This window comes from Rathayibacter sp. VKM Ac-2928 (assembly GCF_022815545.1).
Classification (GTDB): Bacteria; Actinomycetota; Actinomycetes; order Actinomycetales; family Microbacteriaceae; genus Rathayibacter; species Rathayibacter festucae.
On the sequence record NZ_JALGRU010000005.1, the window covers coordinates 17,796 to 37,381 of the forward strand.

The following is a 19,586-nucleotide window of genomic DNA, read 5'->3' on the forward strand; positions in this document are numbered from 1 at the left end:
GACCTAGTGGGTGATCAGCTTCGAGAGGAAGTCCTTGGCACGGTCGGTCCGGGGAGCGGTGAAGAACGACTCGGGATCGGTGTCCTCGAGGATCTCGCCGTCGGACATGAAGACGACCCGGTGCGCGGCCTTGCGCGCGAAGCCCATCTCGTGGGTGACGACGATCATCGTCATGCCCTCCTCGGCGAGGCCGACCATGACGTCGAGGACCTCGTTGATCATCTCGGGGTCGAGCGCCGAGGTCGGCTCGTCGAAGAGCATCACCTTCGGCTTCATCGCGAGGGCGCGGGCGATGGCCACGCGCTGCTGCTGACCGCCGGAGAGCTGGGCGGGCGTCTTGCCCGCCTGGTGCCCGACGCCGACGCGGTCGAGCAGCGCCTGCGCCTCCGCCTCGGCCGCCTTGCGCGAGAGCTTGCGGACCTTGATCGGCCCGAGCGTGACGTTCTCGAGGATCGTCTTGTGCGCGAAGAGGTTGAAGGACTGGAAGACCATGCCGACGTCGGCGCGCAGGGCGGCGAGCCCCTTGCCCTCCTCCGGCAGCGTCTGACCGTCGATCGAGATCGTGCCGCCGGAGATGGTCTCCAGGCGGTTGATCGTGCGGCAGAGCGTGGACTTGCCCGACCCGGAGGGACCGAGGACCACGACCACCTCGCCGCGGTTGATCGTCAGATCGATGTCCTTCAGCGCCTGGAACTCGCCGTAGTGCTTCTGGACCCCGTCGAGGACGACGAGGGGCTCGCGGGCGGCAGCGGACGATCGCCCGGCCTGGGAGGGTGCTTCCATTCCGTCAGAGAATCACACGGGCATGGGTGGGTCAAATCATGAGCGGATTCTTAACCAGAGCGCAACAACCGAGGCTCGCTCCCAGCCTCGTACCATGCCGAGGTGGTCTTCTCTCAGTTCTGGCGTGAAACGTCTCAGGTCGAGTGCGCGTCGGGTCGTCAGGAGCGGAGCGCGAAGGCGCTCTCGTAAAGGCAGACCGAGGCGGCGGTGGCGAGGTTCAGCGACTCCGCGGCGCCGTAGATCGGCACGGCCACGACGCCGTCCATCAGCTCGAGCGACTCGTCCTCGAGGCCGCGGGCCTCGTTGCCGAACACCCAGACCGTCGGCTGCGCGAGGTCGCCCCGGGCGCGCACGTCGAGCAGGCCCTCGCCCTTGACGTCGGCGGCGACGGCGCGAAGGCCCGCGGAGCGCAGCCGCTGCAGCACGTCGGGCAGCTCGGCACCGACCGCGACGGGCAGGTGGAACAGCGAGCCCGTGGTCGAGCGGACGACCTTGGGGTTGTAGAGGTCGACGGAGCGGCCGGTCAGCACGACGGCGTCGGCACCCGCGGCGTCGGCCGCGCGGATGATCGTGCCGAGGTTGCCGGGGTCGCGGACCTCCTCGAGCACGGCGACGAGGCGGGGCTCGGAGGCGACGACGTCCTTGAGGGAGGTCGGGAACTGCCGGCAGACGGCCACGAAGCCCTGCGGCGTGACGGTGTCGGCCATCGAGTCGAGGACGTCCTCGGTCACGTACTCGATCTCGACCTCGGCCTCCTCGGCCGCGGCGACGATCTCGGGGTGGCGCTCGAGCGCGGTGGGGGTCGCGAAAGACTCCATCAGCAGCTCGGGCCGGTAGCGCAGCGCCTCGGACATCGCCTGCGGGCCTTCGAGGAGGAAGAGCCCCGACTCCTGCCGTGCCGGACGCCGGGTGAGCTTGGCGACGGAGCGGACACGGGGAGAACGGGGGTTGTCGAGCATGCGGCGAGCCTATCGGCGCACCGTCGCGGGGCCCGGTCGACACGTCGCCCGTGGGGAAGGCCGACCCGCGGGGACGAGGTCCTGCGGGAACCAGGTTCTGCGGGAACGACGAAGGGGGTCACGACTGTCGTCGTGACCCCCTTCGGGGAAGTGCTGCGGACTACGCGGCCTTCGGGGCCGAGGTGTCGGCGGGCAGTGCGGCCTTCGCGCTCGCCACGAGGGCGGTGAAGGTCGCGGGCTCGGTGATCGCGAGGTCAGCGAGGATGCGGCGGTCGACCTGGATGCCGGCCAGGGCGAGGCCCTGGATGAAGCGGTTGTAGGTCAGGCCGTTGGCGCGGGACGCGGCGTTGATGCGCTGGATCCAGAGGCGGCGGAACTCGCCCTTCTTCGCGCGGCGGTCGCGGTACGAGTAGACGAGGGAGTGGGTGACCTGCTCCTTGGCCTTGCGGTACAGACGCGAGCGCTGGCCGCGGTAGCCCTTGGCGCGCTCGAGGATGACGCGACGCTTCTTGTGGGCGTTGACCGCCCTCTTGACTCTTGCCATTTCTCTTTCTTCCTTACGATCCGGGTCGGTTGTCGAGGACTACGGCGGCAGCGGGCTGCCGCGGTGGTCGACTACAGGCCGAGAAGCTTCTTGGCGACCTTGGCGTCCTGCGGGGCGAGGACCTGGTCCTGGTTCAGGCGGCGGGTGCGGACGCTGGACTTCGACTCCAGGTTGTGACGCATGCCGGCCTGCTGCTTCATGAGCTTGCCGGAGCCCGTGACCTTGAAACGCTTCTTGGCACCCGAGTGGGTCTTCATCTTGGGCATGTTCTCTCCTTGTCGACGTCGCACGCGCACTCGGCGGGCGAAACTGGTGCCCCGCGAGCGGGGCGTCCACCGGCCCCGAGGACGGGGCGGCGAAGTATCAGACGGATTCGGACTCGGCCGATTCCTCTTCGGGGGTGTTGGCCTCGCGACGAGCGGCGCGGACGGCGTTCGCCTCGGCCTTCGCCTCGGACTTGTTCTTCAGCGGGCCGATGACCATCACCATGTTGCGACCGTCGATGGTCGGGGTGGACTCGACCTGGCCGAACTCGGACACGTCCTCCGCGAAGCGCTGCAGGAGCCGGACGCCCATCTCGGGGCGGGACTGCTCGCGACCGCGGAACAGGATCATGGCCTTGACCTTGTCGCCGGCCTTCAGGAAGCCCTCGGCGCGCTTGCGCTTGGTCTCGTAGTCGTGCTTGTCGATCTTCAGGCGGAAACGGACCTCCTTGAGGATCGTGTTCGCCTGGTTGCGACGGGCTTCCTTGAGCTTCTGGGCCTGCTCGTACTTGAACTTCCCGTAGTCCATGATCTTGGCGACGGGAGGCTTGGAGTTGGGAGCAACCTCGACCAGATCCAGGTCTGCGTCCTGCGCGAGTCGCAGGGCGACCTCGATTTTAACGACGCCGACCTGTTCTCCGGCGGGACCCACGAGGCGGACCTCGGGGACGCGGATTCGGTCGTTGGTACGGGGATCGCTGATTGCGTTTCTCCTCTGATCTCGGTGAGTTGCTGCTCTGCGGCCGGATTCTTCGTCCGGCGCATCCCGAGAGAGGTGATTCCCTGTGCGAAGCGCATCTACTGCGCTGCGCTGCACCCTACGACGCGCTCCCCGAGACGTGTCTCGAGGACCGCAGCCCTGCCCCCGTTGCCGGAGGCGGAGTGCTTCTGACCCGGTAACCTAGTGAAGCGGTCAAGCGCGGGTGGGAGAATCTCCACTTTCGAACCGAGGACATGCCTCGGAGCCCGCATCACCATAGCAGACTTCCGGCCGGAAGGGCAGCGGGCGGAGCCCGCCACTCCCCCTCCCCCGCGAGCGCCCCCTCGAGCACCGCCTCGGGGTCCTCGCGAGCGCCGGACTCACCGAACGAGGGACCCATGGCTCAGCACGACGACGACTACGCCCGACGGTTCGGCGACGACTCCGACGTGGAGGCGACCCGCGACATCGCCGAGGTGCCGGCGGTCGAGATCATCACGACCGCCGCGGTGCACCTGATGAGCGCCGCCGCGGTGAAGTGCGGTCTCGCCGACGAGCCAGGCGCGCAGGTCGACCTCGACGAGGCGCGCAAGCTGATCAACGCCCTCGCCGGCCTGGTCACGGCGGGTGCCCCCGACATCAGCGACATGCACGCGCGCAGCCTGCGAGACGGACTCCGGACGCTGCAGCTCGCCTTCCGCGAGGCCTCCCCGATCGCCGACCCGATCGGCAAGGGCCCCGGCGAGAAGTGGACCGGCCCGGTCACCTGAGTCGGGAGGCCCCGCGTCAGCTCGGAGGAGCGGACGCCAGCTGGAGGGTCATCGAGTCGACCCGGGCGGCGACGATCTCGTCGGCGGCCCAGCGCTCGCCCAGTCGCGCGACCAGCTCGCCGAGCGCCGAGCGGTCGAGGCCGGGCCGCAGCTCCAGCACGATGACGAGCTCCGGTCCCGTCAGCCGCTGACGGGCGTCGCCCGGCCGCACGGCGAGCGAGACGACGGCGTCCTCCCCCTCGGCGCTCGCCCGCAGCGCGGTGAGGACCTCCGGATCGGCCGGGCTCGATCGCCACGGCGAGCCCTCGGCGATCGCCCAGAGCGCGGGGCGCCGGACGGCGAACTCGTGCGGCGAGGCGGGGTCGAGGACCATCAGCTCGGTCTCCTCCGCCACCGCGGCCAGCGCCGCGCGCCGGCCGTCGACCGGGACGGGGCGTGCGAGGCGGTCCCAGCGCCGCATCGCCTCGACGTCACTGAAGACCGGGAGCACGGTCCGGCCGTCCGGCCCGGCGACCGTCACGATCGAGAGCTCCTGCGACTTGTCGGCGCGGAGCCCTGCGACTCCCTCGCCCTCCTCGCCGAGCTTCGCGACCAGGGGGATGAGCAGGCGCGAGACCCGCAGCGCGTCGACCACCGCCTCCGGGCCCGCGTCTCCGGCGCCGAACGAGCGCAGGGCACCGACCAGGGCCTCGGGCGCGCTGCCGTCGTCGTCCGTCGAGGCGCTCTGCTCGAAGTGGCGGCCGGCCCACGGGGTCCCTGCCGAATCGGTCAGGTGCGCGGGGAGCGCCCGGCCCTCACCCGAGGGCGACCCGGTCACTCGGAGGCGACGTCGAGCGCCTCGGCGAGCGTGAACGCTCCGGCGTAGAGCGCCTTGCCGACGATCGCGCCCTCGAGGCCCTGCGGTACGAGGTCGCGGAGCGCGGCGATGTCGTCGAGGTTGGAGATGCCGCCCGAGGCGATGACGGGGCGGTGGGTGCGCGCCATGACCTGCTCGAGCAGCTCGAGGTTAGGGCCCTTGAGGGTGCCGTCCTTGGTGACGTCGGTGACGACGTAGCGGGTGCAGCCGGCCTCCTCGAGGCGCTCGAGGACCTGCCAGAGGTCGCCGCCCTCCTTGGTCCAGCCGCGCGCCGCGAGGGTGGTGCCGCGCACGTCGAGGCCGACGGCGATCTGGTCGCCGTACTGCGCGATGACGCTGGCGGCCCACTCCGGGTTCTCCAGGGCGGCCGTGCCGAGGTTGATGCGCTTCGCCCCGGCGTTGAGCGCGGACTCCAGGCTGCGGTCATCCCGGATGCCGCCGGAGAGCTCGACGTTGACGCCCTTGACCTGGCGGATGACCTTCTTCATGATGCCGTGGTTGTCACCGCGGCCGAAGGCGGCGTCGAGGTCGACGAGGTGGATCCACTCCGCGCCCTGGTCGGCCCAGTCGCCGGCCGCGTCGATCGGGTCGCCGTAGTTCGTCTCGGTGCCCGCCTCGCCCTGCGTCAGGCGGACGGCCTTGCCGCCGGCCACGTCGATCGCGGGGAGAAGGACCAGGCCCGGGGCCTTGGTGAACTCGCTCATCGTCATCCTCAGTCTCGGAGCTGGTGCGGCCGCGGCTCCACCGGAGCCGCCGACCACCGGCCGATCCTAGTTCGTGCGGAGCCCGCCCAGCCAATTCGAGAGCAGGCGCAGGCCCGCGGCGCCGGACTTCTCGGGGTGGAACTGCGTCGCCGAGAGCGGGCCGTTCTCCACCGCGGCGATGAAGGGGCCGCCGTGGTCGGCCCAGGTGACGGCCGGACGCGGGAACGGCGGCATGACGTCCAGCGTCCACTCCCGGGCGCCGTACGAGTGCACGAAGTAGAAGCGCTCGTCCTCGATGCCGTCGAACAGCCGCGAGCCGGACGGCACCGCGACTGTGTTCCAGCCCATGTGCGGCACGACCTCGGCGGGGAGCAGGTCGACCGTCCCCGGCCACTCCCCCAGACCCTCGCTCTCGACGCCGCGCTCGACGCCGCGCTCGAAGAGCACCTGCATCCCGACGCAGATGCCGAGCACCGGGCGACCGCCGGCGAGGCGCTTCTCGATGATCTCGCCGCCGCGCGCCGCCGTCAGCGCCGACATCACCGCGCTGAACGCGCCGACCCCCGGGACCAGCAGGCCGTCGGCCTCGAGGGCGCGGGTGCGGTCGGAGGTCAGCTCGACGTCGGCGCCGGCGAGCTCGAGCGCCTTGACGGCCGAGTGGACGTTGCCGGAGCCGTAATCGTAGACGACGACGGACGGCCGGGCGCCGCTCACAGCGCGCCCTTCGTCGACGGCACCCCGGCGACCAGCGGGTCGAAGGCCTTGGCCTGGCGGAACGCGCGCGCGAACGCCTTGAACTCGGCCTCGGCGATGTGGTGCGGGTCGCGCCCGCCGAGCACGGTGACGTGCACGGTCAGACCGGCGTTGAAGGCGATCGCCTCGAAGACGTGGCGGACCATCGAGCCGGTGAAGTGGCCGCCGATCAGGTGCAGCGCGAAGCCCTCCGGCTCGCCGCCGTGCACGAGGTAGGGACGGCCGGAGATGTCGACCACGGCCTGGACCAGCGCCTCGTCGAGCGGCACGAGGGCGTCGCCGAAGCGGGAGATGCCGGCCTTGTCGCCGAGCGCCTGCTTGATCGCGGTGCCGAGCACGATGCCGATGTCCTCGGCGGTGTGGTGGATGTCGATCTCGACGTCGCCGGTGGCGCGGACGGTCAGGTCGGTCAGCGAGTGCTTCGCGAACGCCGTCAGCAGGTGATCGAAGAAGGGCACGCCGGTGGAGAGGTCCGCGACACCGGTGCCGTCGAGGTCGATCGACAGCTCGATGCTCGACTCGCTGGTGGCACGACGGAGGGAGGCGGTGCGCCCGGGAGCGGCGCTCGAGGAGGTCATGGTCTCCAGTGTATTCGGGGGCCGCCGACCCTCCGGGCGGCTACTCGCGGGCCAGGGCGACCGCGGGGTCCGCCGTCCGGGCGGGCAGCGCGGCGACCGCCTCGAGGAAGGCGGTGGTCTCGGCCTCGGTGCCCGCGCTCACCCGCAGGTGGTTCGGGATGCCGACGTCGCGGATCAGGATGCCGCGGGCGAGGAGCGCCTCGAACATCGCTCCGGGGTCGGCGACGCCGCCGAAGAGGACGAAGTTGCTGCCGGTCTCGTGCGGGGTGTAGCCGAGCTCGCGCAGTCCGTCGATCATCCGGTCGCGCTGGACGATGATCTCGCCCACCATCGCGAGCATCTCGTCCGCGTGGGCGAGCGCCGCGGTCGCGGCCGCCTGAGTCAGCGCGGAGAGGTGGTACGGCAGGCGCACCAGTCGGAGGGCGTCGACGACGGCGGGGTCGGCGGCGAGGTAGCCGAGGCGGACGCCGGCGAAGGCGAAGGCCTTGCTCATCGTGCGGGAGACGAGCAGGCGAGGGCGGCCCTCGAGGAGGCCGAGGGCGGTCGGCGCGTCCCGTCCGGCGAACTCGGCGTAGGCCTCGTCGACGACGACGATGCCGTCGGTCGCGTCGTAGACGGCGGCGATCGTCTCGAGGTCCAGCGGGGTTCCGGTGGGGTTGTTCGGCGCGCAGAGGAAGACGATGTCGGGGCGCTCGCGGCGCACCGCGTCGGCGGCGTACGAAGCGGACACGCGGAAGTCGGCCTCGCGCTCGACGCCGATCCAGCGCGTGCCGCTGCCCGAGGCGAGGATCGAGTACATCGAGTAGGTCGGCGAGAAGCCGAGCAGCGACCGTCCGGGGCCGCCGAAGGCCTGCAGGATGTGCTGGAGCACCTCGTTCGAGCCGTTGGCGGCCCAGATCGAGTCGGCGGTCAGACCGTGGCCGAGGTAGCCGGCCAGGGAGTCGCGCAGCTCCCGGAACTCGCGATCGGGGTAGCGGTTCACCGTGCGGAGGGCGACGGACACCCGCTCGACGATGTCGGCGATGACGTCGTCAGGGACGGGGTGGGTGTTCTCGTTGACGTTGAGGGCCACGGGCACGACGGCCTGCGGAGCGCCGTAGGGCTGCTGACCGCGCAGGTCGTCGCGGAGGGGGAGATCGTCGAGAGTCGTCACCCCGGAATGGTACCGGGGCACTCGGTGCGCTCGATCAGTCCGCGAGGTCGTACTGCGCCGGGATCGCGAGGCGCTGCCCGGGCTCGAGACCGGCGTTCGCCAGCTGGTTGAGCGACTGGATGTCGTAGACGACGTCGCGCGGGTCGGAGTCCGGTGCGAGCTCCTCCGCGAGGGACCAGAGGGACTCGCCGGCGCGGACGGTGACGTACTGGAACTCGACGTCGGCGCTCTCGCCCGAGGCGACGGCTCCGCCGCCGTTGAGTCCGAAGACGAAGGCGCCCGCGACGAGGGGCAGGGCGCCGAGCGTCGCGAGGACGGCGCGGCCACGACGGGTCAGGCGCAGGCGGGTGCGCGCACCGGGCTGCTCGGCAGCGGTGACGTGCTGTGCGGAGGTCTGGTGCTGCGCGATGGTGGAGGGCTGTGCGGTCATGGTGATCGCTCCTTTCAGCAGGGGTTCGGGCCGGGTCCTCGGCCGGGAGGACCCGGTCCGAACCTCTGTTCCGAATATATCTTCGAACACCGCGCCGGGCAAGACCCGGTCGCGTCGCATCCGTTGCTGGATCGCGCGACACACTCGAACGAATGTTTCGAACGCGGACCCCCGCCGGATACAGTTTCGAGAGTCCGCAGTCAGTACAGCAGCGACCACCGACATCGGTGCTCGACGCGGACGGAGAGGGCGCGCACGCGGCGTGCGCACCGAGAGAGGGACGATCGTGAGCGACGCGCAGACGGCCGGGGCGAAGGCGGCCAGGACGACGACTCCGGCGCCGAAGGCGAAGGCGGCGGCGAAGCCCGCGGCGGGCCGCCGACGGAAGAACCTCAGCGCGAAGCAGCTCGCGATCCTCGACGCCATCCAGCGCTCGGTGTCCAGCCGCGGCTATCCGCCGAGCATGCGGGAGATCGGCGACGCCGTCGGGCTCGCCTCGCTCTCCAGCGTGACCCACCAGCTCAACCAGCTCGAGCTGAGCGGATATCTGCGCCGCGATCCCAACCGCCCCCGGGCGCTCGAGATCCTCATCGACGTGCCGAGCTCGACCGAGGACGACGGCTCGTTCGAGTCGACGGCGACGGTCGCCGACGCGGCGATGGTGCCGCTGGTGGGCCGGATCGCGGCGGGTGTGCCGATCATGGCGGACCAGCAGATCGACGAGGTCTTCCCGCTCCCCCGCCAGCTGGTCGGCAAGGGCGAGCTGTTCATGCTCAAGGTGGTCGGCGAGTCCATGATCGACGCCGCCATCTGCGACGGCGACTGGGTCGTCGTCCGCTCGCAGCGCACCGCGGAGAACGGCGAGATCGTCGCCGCGATGCTCGACGGCGAGGCGACCGTCAAGGTCCTCCGCCAGCGCGACGGCCACACCTGGCTGCTCCCCCGCAACTCCAACTTCGAGCCGATCCTCGGCGACGAGGCCGAGGTCCTCGGCAAGATCGTCGCGGTGCTCCGCTCCGTCTGACGCGGCGGCGCACACGCGCAGGAGGGGCGGACGGCATCGAGCCGTCCGCCCCTCCTGCGTTCACCGGGACGCACGGCGAGCAGCTCGCGCAGCGTGACGACGAAGCGCCCGCGACCGCGGAGGTGATCCGTGGTCGCGGGCGCTTCGAGCGCCGGGTGCCGGCTCCGCCGCTACGCCTCGACGGCGGCGACGGGAGCCGCGAACTCGCCGAGCGAGCCGGCGAGGTCCTCGTGCACGAGCGCGTGGACGTGCGTGCCGCCCTCGACGTACTGCGTCGAGAGGATCCGGCCGTTGCGGTGCAGCGAGGAGACCACGTCGCCCCGGTCGTACGGGACCAGCAGGTCGATCTCGATCTGCGGCTCCGGCAGGATCTCGGCGATCTTCGCCTGGAGCTCGTCCATCCCCTCGCCGGTGCGCGCCGACACGAAGACGGCGCCGGGGGCGAGACCGCGCAGCACGAGCCGCTGGCCCTCGTCGACGAGATCGGACTTGTTGAACGCGATGATCTCGGGGATGCTCCGCGCGCCCACCTCGCCGATGACGTCCCGGACGGTCGCGATCTGGCCCGCGGGATCCGGGTGCGAGGCGTCGACGACGTGGACGATGATGTCCGAGTCGGCGACCTCCTCCAGGGTCGAGCGGAACGCCTCCACCAGCTGGTGCGGCAGGGCGCGCACGAAGCCGACGGTGTCGGCGAGCGTGTAGCCGCGCCCATCGGGGGTCTCGGACTTGCGGATGGTCGCGTCGAGGGTCGCGAAGAGCGAGTTCTCGACGAGCACGCCCGCGTGCGTCATCCGGTTGAGCAGGCTGGACTTGCCGGCGTTGGTGTAGCCGGCGATGGCGACCGACGGCACCGCGTTGCGCTTGCGGTTGGCGCGCTTCGCCTCCCGGGCGGGCTTCATCGCGGTGATCTGCTTGCGCAGGCGCGCCATGCGGGTGTGGATGCGGCGGCGGTCGAGCTCGATCTTCGTCTCACCCGGACCACGCGAGCCCATGCCGGCGCCGGCGCCGACCTGGCCGCCGGCCTGGCGGGACATCGACTCGCCCCAGCCGCGCAGGCGCGGCAGCAGGTACTCGAGCTGCGCGAGCTCGACCTGCGCCTTGCCCTCGCGGCTCGTGGCGTGCTGGCTGAAGATGTCGAGGATGACGGCCGTGCGGTCGATGACCTTGACCTTCACCACGTCCTCCAGCGAGCGGCGCTGGCTCGGAGCCAGCTCGGTGTCGGCGACGACCGTGTCGGCGCCGAGGGCGGCGACGAGCCCGGCGAGCTCCTCCGCCTTGCCCTTGCCCAGGTAGGTGCTCGGGTCGGGGTGCGGCCGGCGCTGCAGCAGACCGTCCAGGACGGTCGCTCCCGCGGTCTCGGCCAGGGCGGCGAGCTCGTGCAGCGAGTTCTCCGCGTCCTCGATCGAGCCCTGCGAGTACACGCCGATCAGCACCACGTTCTCGAGGCGCAGCTGGCGGTACTCGACCTCGGTGACGTCCTCGAGCTCGGTGGAGAGGCCCGCCACGCGCCGCAGCGCCTGCCGGTCCTCGCGATCGAACTGATCGCCGTCGCCGGTCTGCTCGGCGTCGCGCTCGACGTCGCCTCCAGCGCTCTGCAGCGCCTGGGCTCCGCCCGCGACGAACCGCGAATATCCCGACGAGCGCGACTGCGCGTTCGCCAGGACCCGCGAGACGACGTCCACGGCCTCGGTCGTGTCGGTCTCGTTCAGGTCTTCCGTCATCCGGATAACACTAACTCCTCAGCTGTTGATAAGTTCACTTCTCATGGCCGCCGAGCACTACTTCACCAGCACTCCCGACGGCGACCTCCGACCCCGGAGGATCAGCGCCCGGATCGCCGGCCGCGACCTCGAGGTCACGACCGCCGGCGGGGTGTTCAGCCCCGGCCACGTCGATCTCGGCACCCGTGTTCTGCTCGACGCGGTCCCCGACGCCCCCGCGAGCGGGGACCTCCTGGATCTCGGCTGCGGCTGGGGACCGATCTCGCTCGCCCTGGCGCTCGGCTCCCCCGACGCCCGGGTGTGGGCGGTCGACGTCAACCAGCGGGCGCTCGAGCTCGTCCGTCGCAACTGCGCAGAACTCGGTGTCTCCAATGTCAACGCCGTGCTGCCCGAGGATGTTCCCGAGGACGTCCGCTTCGCCGCCGTCTGGTCGAACCCGCCGATCCGGGTCGGCAAGGCCGAGCTGCACGCGCTGCTCGAGCGCTGGCTGCCGCGCCTCGAGCCCGATGCGGAGGGCTGGCTCGTCGTGCAGCGCAACCTCGGCGCCGACTCGCTGCTGACCTGGCTGACCGAGACGTTCGAGGGCCGGCTCGAGGTCGATCGGATCTCCTCGGCCAAGGGCTTCCGCGTCATCCGCACCACGCGCATCGCCTGATCGCAGGAGTCGGCCGCGCTCGCCGGAACGGATCGGTGCCGCGCCGGTCGATCGATCGATCCCGAGCTAGTCGATCCGGATCGTGCCGGTGTAGACGAGGTCGGCCGGGCCGGACAGGCCGACGTGCTCGCCCTCCTCGGTCGGGAACATCGTCACGCCCAGCGTGCCGCCGGGGACCTCCACGCGCCAGGACTGCGGAGCGCGCGCTCCGGCCCAGTAGCGCACGGCGAGGGCCGCCGCGGCGGCGCCCGTGCCGCAGCTGAGCGTCTCGCCGCTGCCGCGCTCGTGGACGCGCATCCGGATCCGGCCGATGCCGTCGTGCACCAGCGGCTCGCCCGGCACGACGAACTCGACGTTCGCCCCGTCGGCCGGCTCCGGCTCGATCTGCGGAATGTAGCTGAGGTCGGCCTCGTCGAGCTCCTCGTCGTTGCTCAGCGCGACGACGATGTGCGGGTTGCCGAGGTCGAGCCCGAGACCGGGACGCGGCACCTTCAGCTCCTTGGCCCGCACGAGCGGCTCGCCGCCGGCCAGCTCCCAGCGGCCGAGGTCCACCTGGAAGCCGGCGCCGCTGCGGGTGACGTCGCGGACCCCGGCACGCGTGCCGATGGGGAGGGTGTCGCCCTGCTCGAGGGTCGCCAGACCGCCGGCGAGCAGGAACGCCGCGTAGACGCGGATGCCGTTGCCGCACATCTCGGCGATCGAGCCGTCGGCGTTGCGGTAGTCCATGAACCACTCCGCCTCCGGCTCCTGCTCGAGGGCGGCGGCACCGTCGGCGAGGGACCGGGAGCGGACCGCGCGGATGATGCCGTCGGCGCCGACGCCGAAGTGCCGGTCGCAGATCATCGCGATCTGCGCGGGCGAGAGGTCGACCTCACCGTCCGGGTCGCTGAAGAGCACGAAGTCGTTGCCGGTGCCCTGGCCCTTGGTGAAGTGCAGCTCGATCGTCATGGCGCTCAGCCTAGCGAGGCGCCGGAGCGCCGGCCTGGGCGAGGACGAGCGCCTGCTCGAGCAGGTCCGGAGCGTCGAAGGGCAGCCAGTGCGCCGCCTGGTAGCGGCGGAACCAGCTGTTCTGCCGACGCGCGTAGCGGCGGGTGAGCGCCTGGGTGGAGGCGATCGCCTCCTCCCCGGTCAGCTCGCCCGAGCGCTGCGCGAGCGCCTGGGCGTAGCCGATGGCGCGGCTGGCGGTGACGCCCCGCTCGATGCCGAGCGGCACGAGGCGCTCGACCTCGTCGAGCATGCCGCCCGCCCACATCCGCTCGACGCGGCGGTCGAGCCGCTCGACGAGGACGTCGCGCGGCGCGGACAGCGCGAGGACCGTGCTCGGCCGCCACGGGACGGGGGTGTCCGACATCAGCGCGCTGTTCGGCGAGCCGGTGAGCTCGGTGATCTCGAGAGCGCGCACGATCCGTCGGACGTTGTGCGGGCCGATCCGGGCGGCGACCTCGGCGTCGACGGCGCGGAGCCGCTCGAAGAGCACCGCGGACCCCTCGCGCTCGGCCGTCTCCTCGAGAGACCGCCGGAGCGCGGGATCGGTGCCGGCGAAGGAGAACTCGAAGATCACGCTCGAGACGTAGAGGCCGGAGCCGCCGACGAGGATCGGGGTCGCGCCGCGCGCCAGGACGTCGTCGATCACCGCGCGGGCCTCGCGCTGGTACCGGGCGACGGAGGCGTCCTCGGTGACCTCGAGGACGTCGAGCAGGTGGTGGGGCACATCCTGCCGATCCTCGACGGGGAGCTTGGCGGTCCCGATGTCCATCCCGCGGTAGAGCTGCATCGCGTCGGCGTTGACGACCTCGGCCGCGCCGCCGGACGCGCGGATCGCTGCGGCGAGGGCGAGCGAGAGGTCGGACTTGCCGGTGCCCGTGGCGCCGACGACGGTGAGGAGGGCGGACGCCGCCCGCTCAGCGCTCGCCATCGAGGGCGTCGTAGATCGGCGTGGTCAGCGTCTCCGGCGCGGCCGGCGTGATCGGGCGGAGGCGGAGCGAGGGCAGCCCGAGCGAGACCCTCGGTGCTCCGGTGGCGTCCGGCGCGGCGGGGACACCGCAGGACTCCGTCTGAGCACGGTCCCAGGCGTCGCCGGCGCGGGTGCGGCGGACCTGCAGCGGAGCACCGTCGAGGGAGTCCGCGATCAGGTAGAAGGGTGCGGCGCGGGTGACCTCGACACTGACGACGTCGCCCGGGCGCGGCTGCTCGGAGCCGGCGGGCACGTCGAAGTGCACCAGGCGGCTGTCCTCGGCGCGGCCGCTGAGGCGGTGCGTCTCGCTGTCGCGGCGACCCTCGCCTGTCGCGACGAGCACCTCGACCCGGCGGCCGACGACCGTGCGGTTCTCGCTCTCGCTGATCGAGTCCTGCAGCGCGGCCAGTCGCTCGAACCGCTCCTGGACGACGGCCTTCGGGATCTGGTCGGGCAGCGTCGCCGCGGGCGTCCCCGGGCGGATGGAGTACTGGAAGGTGAAGGCGGAGGCGAAGCGGGCCGCCTCGACCACGCGGAGGGTCTCCTGGAAGTCGGCCTCGGTCTCACCGGGGAAGCCGACGATGATGTCGGTGCTGATCGCCGCATGCGGGATCCGGTCGCGGACACGGTCGAGGATCCCGAGGAAGCGCTCGGAGCGGTAGGAGCGGCGCATCGCCTTGAGGATGCGGTCGGAGCCGGACTGCAGCGGCATGTGCAGCTGCGGCATGACGGCCGGCGTCTCGGCCATCGCGTCGATGACGTCGTCGGTGAAGGCGGCCGGGTGCGGGCTGGTGAAGCGGATCCGCTCGAGGCCCTCGATCGTGCCCGCGGCGCGGAGCAGCTTCGAGAACGCCTGCCGGTCGCCGAACTCGACGCCGTAGGAGTTCACGTTCTGGCCGAGGAGGGTGACCTCGATCGCGCCGTCGTCGACGAGTGCCTGGATCTCGGCGAGCACGTCGCCGGGACGGCGGTCCTTCTCCTTGCCGCGCAGCGCGGGGACGATGCAGAAGGTGCAGGTGTTGTTGCAGCCGACGGAGATGGAGACCCAGCCGCTGTAAGTCGAGTCGCGCTTGGTCGGCAGCGTCGAGGGGAAGACGTCGAGCGACTCGAGGATCTCGAGCTGGGCCTCGTCGTTGTGCCGGGCCCGCTCGAGCAGTCTCGGTAGTGCGCCCATGTTGTGCGTCCCGAAGACCACGTCGACCCACGGAGCCTTCTCGAGGATGACGCTCTTGTCCTTCTGCGCGAGGCAGCCGCCGACGGCGATCTGCATGCCCTCGTGCCGGCGCTTGACCGAGGCGAGGTGGCCGAGGTTGCCGTAGAGCTTGTTGTCCGCGTTCTCGCGGACGGCGCAGGTGTTGATGACGACGATGTCGGCCTCGGCGCCGTCGGCCGAGACGTAGCCCGCCGCCTCGAGCGAGCCGCTGAGCCGCTCGGAGTCGTGGACGTTCATCTGGCAGCCGAAGGTGCGGACCTCGTAGGTCCTCGGCCGCGCATCGACGAGGGGGGAGGTCACCGGACCGAGCGTGCTCATGGTGTGCGATTCTACGCGCCGCTCCGGCCGACTCTCGGCGACCGGGCGGCGCGGAGGCTCAGCGGAAGCGGACGCTCGAGCCGGGCTTGCGCACCGTCTCGCGGACGACGCGCTGGACGAGCGCGCCGGCGTAGCCGCGGCGCGCGAGGAACCCGGAGAGGCGGCGCTCGGCGACCTCGTCGGAGAGCGACCGCAGGCTCGGCAGGCGCTTGCGCGCGAGTTCCATCGCGGTGCGGTACTCGTCGTCGCCGTCGAACTCGTCCAGCGCGGTCGCGATCGCGTCGGGGTCGAGCTTGCGGGCGCGCAGCTCCTGCATGATCGACGAGCGCCCGAGCTTCTTGCGCTCGCGCAGCTGGATCACCAGCGACTCCGCCATCTTGTAGTCGTCGAGGTAGCCGAAGCGGGTGAAGCGCTCGAGGATGTCGATCGCGTCCTTCTCGGCGACGCCCTCGGTGTAGAGGCGTGCCTCGACCTCGGCGACCGAGAGGCTCTTGCGCGACAGGCCGCGGACGATGCGGTCGGCGATCTGCTCGGGGTCGGGCTCCTCGGGGAGATCCTCAGCGAAGGAGTCCTCCTCCGGGGAGTCCTCTGCGACGTCCGCCGCGGAGTCGTCCGATCGGGACGACCGACCCGGAGCCCTCGAGGGCGCGGCGTCGCGCCGCGCGACGTGAGCCGACAGCTCGGAGATCGCGTCGACGGCGGGCCCGGCCGCCTCGGCGGCCGCCCCGTCGTCCTTGACCCAGGGGAGGAAGGCCACGGGCCGACCCTGTGCCCCCTCCGCAGCCTTCTCCCCCACGGGCTAGGCGCCCTTGCGGACGGGCGGCTTGGTCTCGCGGACCGGCTGCTTCGTCTCGATCGCGACCGGGGCGGCGTCGACCACGGCGTTCGGGTCGGCGACGACGCCGAGCTTGATCAGGATGCGCTTCTCGATCTCCGCCGCGATGTCCGGGTTGTCGATGAGGAACTGGCGCGCCTTCTCCTTGCCCTGGCCGAGCTGGTCGCCGTCGTAGGTGTACCAGGCGCCCGACTTGCGGACGATCTCGTGCTCGACACCGAAGTCGATCAGGCTGCCCTCGCGGGAGATGCCGATGCCGTAGAGGATGTCGAACTCGGCCTGCTTGAACGGCGGCGCCATCTTGTTCTTGACGACCTTGACACGGGTGCGGTTTCCGACCGCGTCCGTGCCGTCCTTGAGGGTCTCGATGCGGCGGATGTCGAGGCGGACCGACGCGTAGAACTTCAGCGCCTTGCCGCCCGCGGTGGTCTCGGGGCTGCCGAAGAAGACGCCGATCTTCTCGCGGAGCTGGTTGATGAAGATCATCGTGGTGTTCGTGGTGTTCAGGCCACCGGTGAGCTTGCGGAGGGCCTGCGACATCAGGCGGGCCTGGAGGCCGACGTGCGAGTCGCCCATCTCGCCCTCGATCTCGGCGCGGGGCACGAGCGCCGCCACGGAGTCGATGACGATGAGGTCGATGGAGCCGGAGCGCACGAGCATGTCGGCGATCTCGAGCGCCTGCTCGCCCGTGTCCGGCTGCGAGACGAGGAGCGAGTCGATGTCGACGCCGAGCTTCTTGGCGTACTCGGGGTCGAGCGCGTGCTCCGCGTCGATGAAGGCCGCGATGCCGCCGTTGCGCTGGGCGTTGGCGATCGCGTGCAGGGTCAGCGTGGTCTTTCCCGAGGACTCGGGGCCGTAGATCTCGACGATGCGGCCGCGCGGGAGTCCGCCGATCCCGAGCGCGACGTCGAGCGCGATCGAGCCGGTCTGGATCACCTCGACGGGGGCGCGGTCGTCGCTGCCGAGGCGCATGACGGCGCCCTTGCCGAACTGGCGGTCGATCTGGGCGAGTGCGGTCTCGAGGGACTTCTCGCGGTCTGAGGAACTGGGCATGGCCGTCTCGCTCTCGTGTCGTGGTGGTATCGCCTACAGGCTGTCGTGTCGTACCGGGACCGTTCGCGGGCGAGTGCCCCTGAATGCGGTCCCGGCCGGTTGCGACAAGGCGGTGAAGCAGTCCGTGTGACTGATGTCGACGGTAGGCCCGACCACCGACATCGGCGCCGAGCCGGACCGCTTCTGTGGAGACGGAGGCGATCCTGCTTCTGGTGAGGAGCTTAGACCCGTTCGAACAGGGATTCGATGGTGGCGCGCCCGGCGTGTCGAACACGACTTCGGGCCGCAGACCGCCGCCGGAGCCGCGCGACGTCAGTGCCGGCGCTTCGCCGGGTCGATCCCGTGCCAGCGGCCCTCGGGGACGTCGTTGGCGCGGCACAGCGCGATCCAGACCTCTCGGGGCTCCGCGCCGTCGCGGAGGGCGCTCTGCGCGGTCCTCCCGCCGAGCTCGGTCAGCACGAGGTCGGAGACGAGGACGCGCGCGTACGCGTCGCCGAACTCGTCGTCGACCAGCTGCTGGAACTCGCTCAGGCGCATGCGTCCACGGTAACAAGCCGAACCGGGGCGGAAGCCCGGAGGGTGCGGGCGGGTGCGTCTCCGGGAACGACGAAGGGCGCCGGAGCCGGAGCTCGGGCGCCCTTCGCGAGGTGCGGTGCGGTGGGTGGGAAGAGGTCGGATCCGCTACTGCGAGACGAGGTCCGCGTCGAATCCGGCGACCATGTCGGCCGGGATGGTGTCGGGGATCGTGTCGATCCCCTCGATGACCGCGAGACGGTCGCCGACCTCGCGCATGATCACCGAGATCGGAGTGTCGAGCGCATCGGCCACCGAAGCGAGGATCTCGGACGACGCCTCCTTCTGACCGCGCTCAACCTCGCTGAGGTAGCCGAGAGCGACACTCGCCTTGCTCGCCACCTGGCGCAGGGTGCGACCTTTCTGCAGGCGAAAGTCCCTGAGGACATCGCCGATCTCCTGACGAACTAGAACCACTGGACCCTCCTTCTCCACGTCAACCGCTTCTCGCGCACCGCTTCGAGGAATGCCGGAGCATCGGATTCGAAGGGGATGTGTACGAGAGAGCCGGATAGCTGTTCACTACCCGGCTCGTGTGAGTCGACTCTAATACCGGATGACTGGACTTTGCGTGTGAGCGACGTCAGATGTAACCCGGCCGAAACCCCGCGCATTCCACGATTCCGAGGCGGTTCGGGACTCTCGGACGTCACACGGCCGAGGCCGCGAGCTCGCCGGCCAGATCGAGTGCCGCGGCGACGGACGCGGCGCGGATCTCGGGCCGCCCGCCGCCGAAGCGGTACTCGCGCACGAGCTCGACCCCGCCCAGGACCGCCGCGACGAACACGGTGCCGACGGCCGCTCCGCCCTGCGGCTCCGGGCCCGCGACCCCCGTCGTCGCGACGCCGACGGTCCGCGCGCGGGCCTCGCCGAGCTGCCGGGCGACGCCGCGCGCCATCTGCACGGCGACCACGGGGTGGACGGGTCCCTCCTGCGCCAGGAGCTCCGCGTCGACCCCGAGCAGGCGGTGCTTCAGGTCCGTGGCGTAGGACACCACTCCCCCGCGGTAGACGGCGGAGGCGCCGGGCACCTCGACCAGTGCGGAGCTCAGCGCCCCGCCCGTCAGCGACTCCGCGACCGCCAGCGCGAGACCGCGCTCCGCGAGTGCCTGCAGCAGCTCCTCGGCGCTCATCGGCGCCCGCGGGCCGCGCGACTCTGGCGCGCCGCGTCGGCGAGGTAGTCGATGCCGGTCACGACGGTGAGCACGACCGCGGCCGTCATCGTGATGCCGTTCAGCCAGTGCACCCACTCGCCGAGGAAGGTCCAGAGCGGCAGGAGCGCGAGTGAGATCGCGACGGACTGCACGATCGTCTTCAGCTTGCCGCCGCGGGAGGCGGGGATCACCCGGTCCGAGAGGACGGCCATCCGGAAGACGGTGATGCCGATCTCGCGGACGAGAATGACGATCGTCACCCACCAGGGCAGCTCGGCGAGGATCGAGAGGCCGACCAGCGCGGCGCCGGTGAGCACCTTGTCCGCGATCGGGTCGAGCAGCTTGCCGAGGTCGGTGACCAGCCCGCGGCTGCGCGCGATGTGGCCGTCGATCCCGTCGGTCGCGATCGCGACGACGAAGAGCAGCGCGGCCGCGATGCGCACGCCGCCGTCCTCGCCGTTGTCGGCCAGGAGCAGCCAGAAGAACACCGGGGCGAGCAGGATGCGCACCACGGTGATCGCGTTGGGCAGGTTCCAGTTGCTCGGGGCGGCGTCGGCGTGCGCGGTGGGGCTGGTCATCGGTCTGAGCCGT

At 71.2% G+C, this 19,586-nt stretch carries 24 protein-coding genes; 3 read left to right on the top strand and 21 right to left on the bottom strand.

Features of this window, described 5'->3' with window-relative positions:
• Nucleotides 1–3 precede the first annotated feature (3 nt).
• From MT350_RS17295 to infC, 5 genes are all read right to left on the bottom strand, one after another.
• Nucleotides 4–783: an amino acid ABC transporter ATP-binding protein gene (locus MT350_RS17295; RefSeq protein ID WP_123444517.1), complete on the bottom strand. Its 780-nt coding sequence runs from the start codon at nt 781–783 to the stop codon at nt 4–6.
• A gap of 158 nt (nt 784–941) precedes the next feature.
• Nucleotides 942–1,742 (bottom strand): RNA methyltransferase, encoded by an 801-nt coding sequence (locus tag MT350_RS17300; protein ID WP_123444518.1) that lies wholly within the window; start codon nt 1,740–1,742, stop codon nt 942–944.
• A 160-nt stretch (nt 1,743–1,902) separates the two neighbouring features.
• Complete coding sequence (gene rplT, locus MT350_RS17305) at nt 1,903–2,286, bottom strand: 50S ribosomal protein L20 (protein WP_123444519.1); 384 nt, start codon at nt 2,284–2,286, stop codon at nt 1,903–1,905.
• Nucleotides 2,287–2,357: 71 nt separating this feature from the next.
• Nucleotides 2,358–2,552 carry a 50S ribosomal protein L35 gene (rpmI, locus tag MT350_RS17310; RefSeq protein ID WP_056042364.1) on the bottom strand — a complete coding sequence of 65 codons (195 nt, stop codon included), beginning with the start codon at nt 2,550–2,552 and terminating at the stop codon, nt 2,358–2,360.
• A gap of 97 nt (nt 2,553–2,649) precedes the next feature.
• A complete protein-coding gene (gene infC, locus MT350_RS17315) occupies nt 2,650–3,252 on the bottom strand; it encodes a translation initiation factor IF-3 (RefSeq protein WP_123444546.1) in 603 nt (200 codons plus the stop codon).
• 395 nt (nt 3,253–3,647) lie between these two features.
• Here infC and MT350_RS17320 point away from each other — a divergent pair, with 395 nt between their 5' ends.
• Nucleotides 3,648–4,019: a DUF1844 domain-containing protein gene (locus MT350_RS17320; RefSeq protein WP_123444520.1), complete on the top strand. Its 372-nt coding sequence runs from the start codon at nt 3,648–3,650 to the stop codon at nt 4,017–4,019.
• A gap of 16 nt (nt 4,020–4,035) precedes the next feature.
• On the opposite strand, the gene MT350_RS17325 is transcribed toward MT350_RS17320, so the two are convergent.
• The 6 genes from MT350_RS17325 to MT350_RS17350 form a co-directional block, all read right to left on the bottom strand.
• The gene (locus MT350_RS17325) at nt 4,036–4,836 is read right to left on the bottom strand and encodes an SseB family protein (protein ID WP_243598673.1); all 801 of its coding nucleotides are present in this window, start codon (nt 4,834–4,836) and stop codon (nt 4,036–4,038) included.
• Nucleotides 4,833–5,579, bottom strand: a complete 747-nt coding sequence (priA, locus tag MT350_RS17330) for a bifunctional 1-(5-phosphoribosyl)-5-((5-phosphoribosylamino)methylideneamino)imidazole-4-carboxamide isomerase/phosphoribosylanthranilate isomerase PriA (protein WP_123705565.1) — start codon at nt 5,577–5,579, stop codon at nt 4,833–4,835. Before priA ends, MT350_RS17325 begins: the two co-directional genes overlap by 4 nt.
• 66 nt (nt 5,580–5,645) lie before the next feature.
• Complete coding sequence (gene hisH, locus MT350_RS17335; protein WP_243598672.1) at nt 5,646–6,293, bottom strand: imidazole glycerol phosphate synthase subunit HisH; 648 nt, start codon at nt 6,291–6,293, stop codon at nt 5,646–5,648.
• A complete protein-coding gene (gene hisB, locus MT350_RS17340; RefSeq protein ID WP_243598671.1) occupies nt 6,290–6,910 on the bottom strand; it encodes an imidazoleglycerol-phosphate dehydratase HisB in 621 nt (206 codons plus the stop codon). Before hisB ends, hisH begins: the two co-directional genes overlap by 4 nt.
• 40 nt (nt 6,911–6,950) lie before the next feature.
• Nucleotides 6,951–8,063: a histidinol-phosphate transaminase gene (locus MT350_RS17345; protein WP_243598670.1), complete on the bottom strand. Its 1,113-nt coding sequence runs from the start codon at nt 8,061–8,063 to the stop codon at nt 6,951–6,953.
• 34 nt (nt 8,064–8,097) lie between these two features.
• A complete protein-coding gene (locus tag MT350_RS17350; protein ID WP_123737180.1) occupies nt 8,098–8,493 on the bottom strand; it encodes a LysM peptidoglycan-binding domain-containing protein in 396 nt (131 codons plus the stop codon).
• 412 nt (nt 8,494–8,905) lie between these two features.
• Between MT350_RS17350 and lexA the strand changes: the two genes are divergently transcribed.
• Nucleotides 8,906–9,517 (top strand): transcriptional repressor LexA, encoded by a 612-nt coding sequence (gene lexA / locus MT350_RS17355; protein WP_243582392.1) that lies wholly within the window; start codon nt 8,906–8,908, stop codon nt 9,515–9,517.
• 170 nt (nt 9,518–9,687) lie between these two features.
• Here lexA and hflX read toward each other — a convergent pair whose 3' ends face one another.
• Nucleotides 9,688–11,241 carry a GTPase HflX gene (gene hflX, locus MT350_RS17360; RefSeq protein WP_243598669.1) on the bottom strand — a complete coding sequence of 518 codons (1,554 nt, stop codon included), beginning with the start codon at nt 11,239–11,241 and terminating at the stop codon, nt 9,688–9,690.
• A gap of 43 nt (nt 11,242–11,284) precedes the next feature.
• Here hflX and MT350_RS17365 point away from each other — a divergent pair, with 43 nt between their 5' ends.
• Nucleotides 11,285–11,896, top strand: a complete 612-nt coding sequence (locus tag MT350_RS17365; RefSeq protein WP_243598668.1) for a class I SAM-dependent methyltransferase — start codon at nt 11,285–11,287, stop codon at nt 11,894–11,896.
• A gap of 66 nt (nt 11,897–11,962) precedes the next feature.
• Here MT350_RS17365 and dapF read toward each other — a convergent pair whose 3' ends face one another.
• The 9 genes from dapF to pgsA all read right to left on the bottom strand — a co-directional run bounded on the left by dapF (nt 11,963) and on the right by pgsA (nt 19,573).
• Nucleotides 11,963–12,844: a diaminopimelate epimerase gene (dapF, locus tag MT350_RS17370; RefSeq protein ID WP_123737183.1), complete on the bottom strand. Its 882-nt coding sequence runs from the start codon at nt 12,842–12,844 to the stop codon at nt 11,963–11,965.
• A gap of 10 nt (nt 12,845–12,854) precedes the next feature.
• On the bottom strand, nt 12,855–13,811 hold the full coding sequence (gene miaA / locus MT350_RS17375) for a tRNA (adenosine(37)-N6)-dimethylallyltransferase MiaA (RefSeq protein WP_243598667.1): 957 nt from the start codon (nt 13,809–13,811) through the stop codon (nt 12,855–12,857).
• On the bottom strand, nt 13,798–15,381 hold the full coding sequence (gene miaB, locus MT350_RS17380; protein ID WP_243598666.1) for a tRNA (N6-isopentenyl adenosine(37)-C2)-methylthiotransferase MiaB: 1,584 nt from the start codon (nt 15,379–15,381) through the stop codon (nt 13,798–13,800). Before miaB ends, miaA begins: the two co-directional genes overlap by 14 nt.
• 58 nt (nt 15,382–15,439) lie before the next feature.
• Nucleotides 15,440–16,138 (bottom strand): regulatory protein RecX, encoded by a 699-nt coding sequence (locus MT350_RS20540; RefSeq protein WP_243598665.1) that lies wholly within the window; start codon nt 16,136–16,138, stop codon nt 15,440–15,442.
• A gap of 42 nt (nt 16,139–16,180) precedes the next feature.
• Nucleotides 16,181–17,269, bottom strand: a complete 1,089-nt coding sequence (gene recA / locus MT350_RS17390) for a recombinase RecA (protein ID WP_123444530.1) — start codon at nt 17,267–17,269, stop codon at nt 16,181–16,183.
• A 312-nt stretch (nt 17,270–17,581) separates the two neighbouring features.
• Entirely contained in the window at nt 17,582–17,806 is a 225-nt protein-coding gene (locus tag MT350_RS17395) for a DUF3046 domain-containing protein (RefSeq protein WP_123737187.1), read from the bottom strand.
• A 144-nt stretch (nt 17,807–17,950) separates the two neighbouring features.
• Complete coding sequence (locus MT350_RS17400) at nt 17,951–18,259, bottom strand: helix-turn-helix domain-containing protein (RefSeq protein WP_123704950.1); 309 nt, start codon at nt 18,257–18,259, stop codon at nt 17,951–17,953.
• 232 nt (nt 18,260–18,491) lie between these two features.
• Nucleotides 18,492–18,974, bottom strand: coding sequence for a CinA family protein (locus MT350_RS17405; protein ID WP_243598664.1), 483 nt, complete (start codon nt 18,972–18,974; stop codon nt 18,492–18,494).
• Nucleotides 18,971–19,573, bottom strand: a complete 603-nt coding sequence (pgsA, locus tag MT350_RS17410; RefSeq protein WP_243598663.1) for a CDP-diacylglycerol--glycerol-3-phosphate 3-phosphatidyltransferase — start codon at nt 19,571–19,573, stop codon at nt 18,971–18,973. The genes MT350_RS17405 and pgsA overlap by 4 nt, the downstream gene beginning before the upstream one ends.
• Nucleotides 19,574–19,586: the final 13 nt, after the last annotated feature.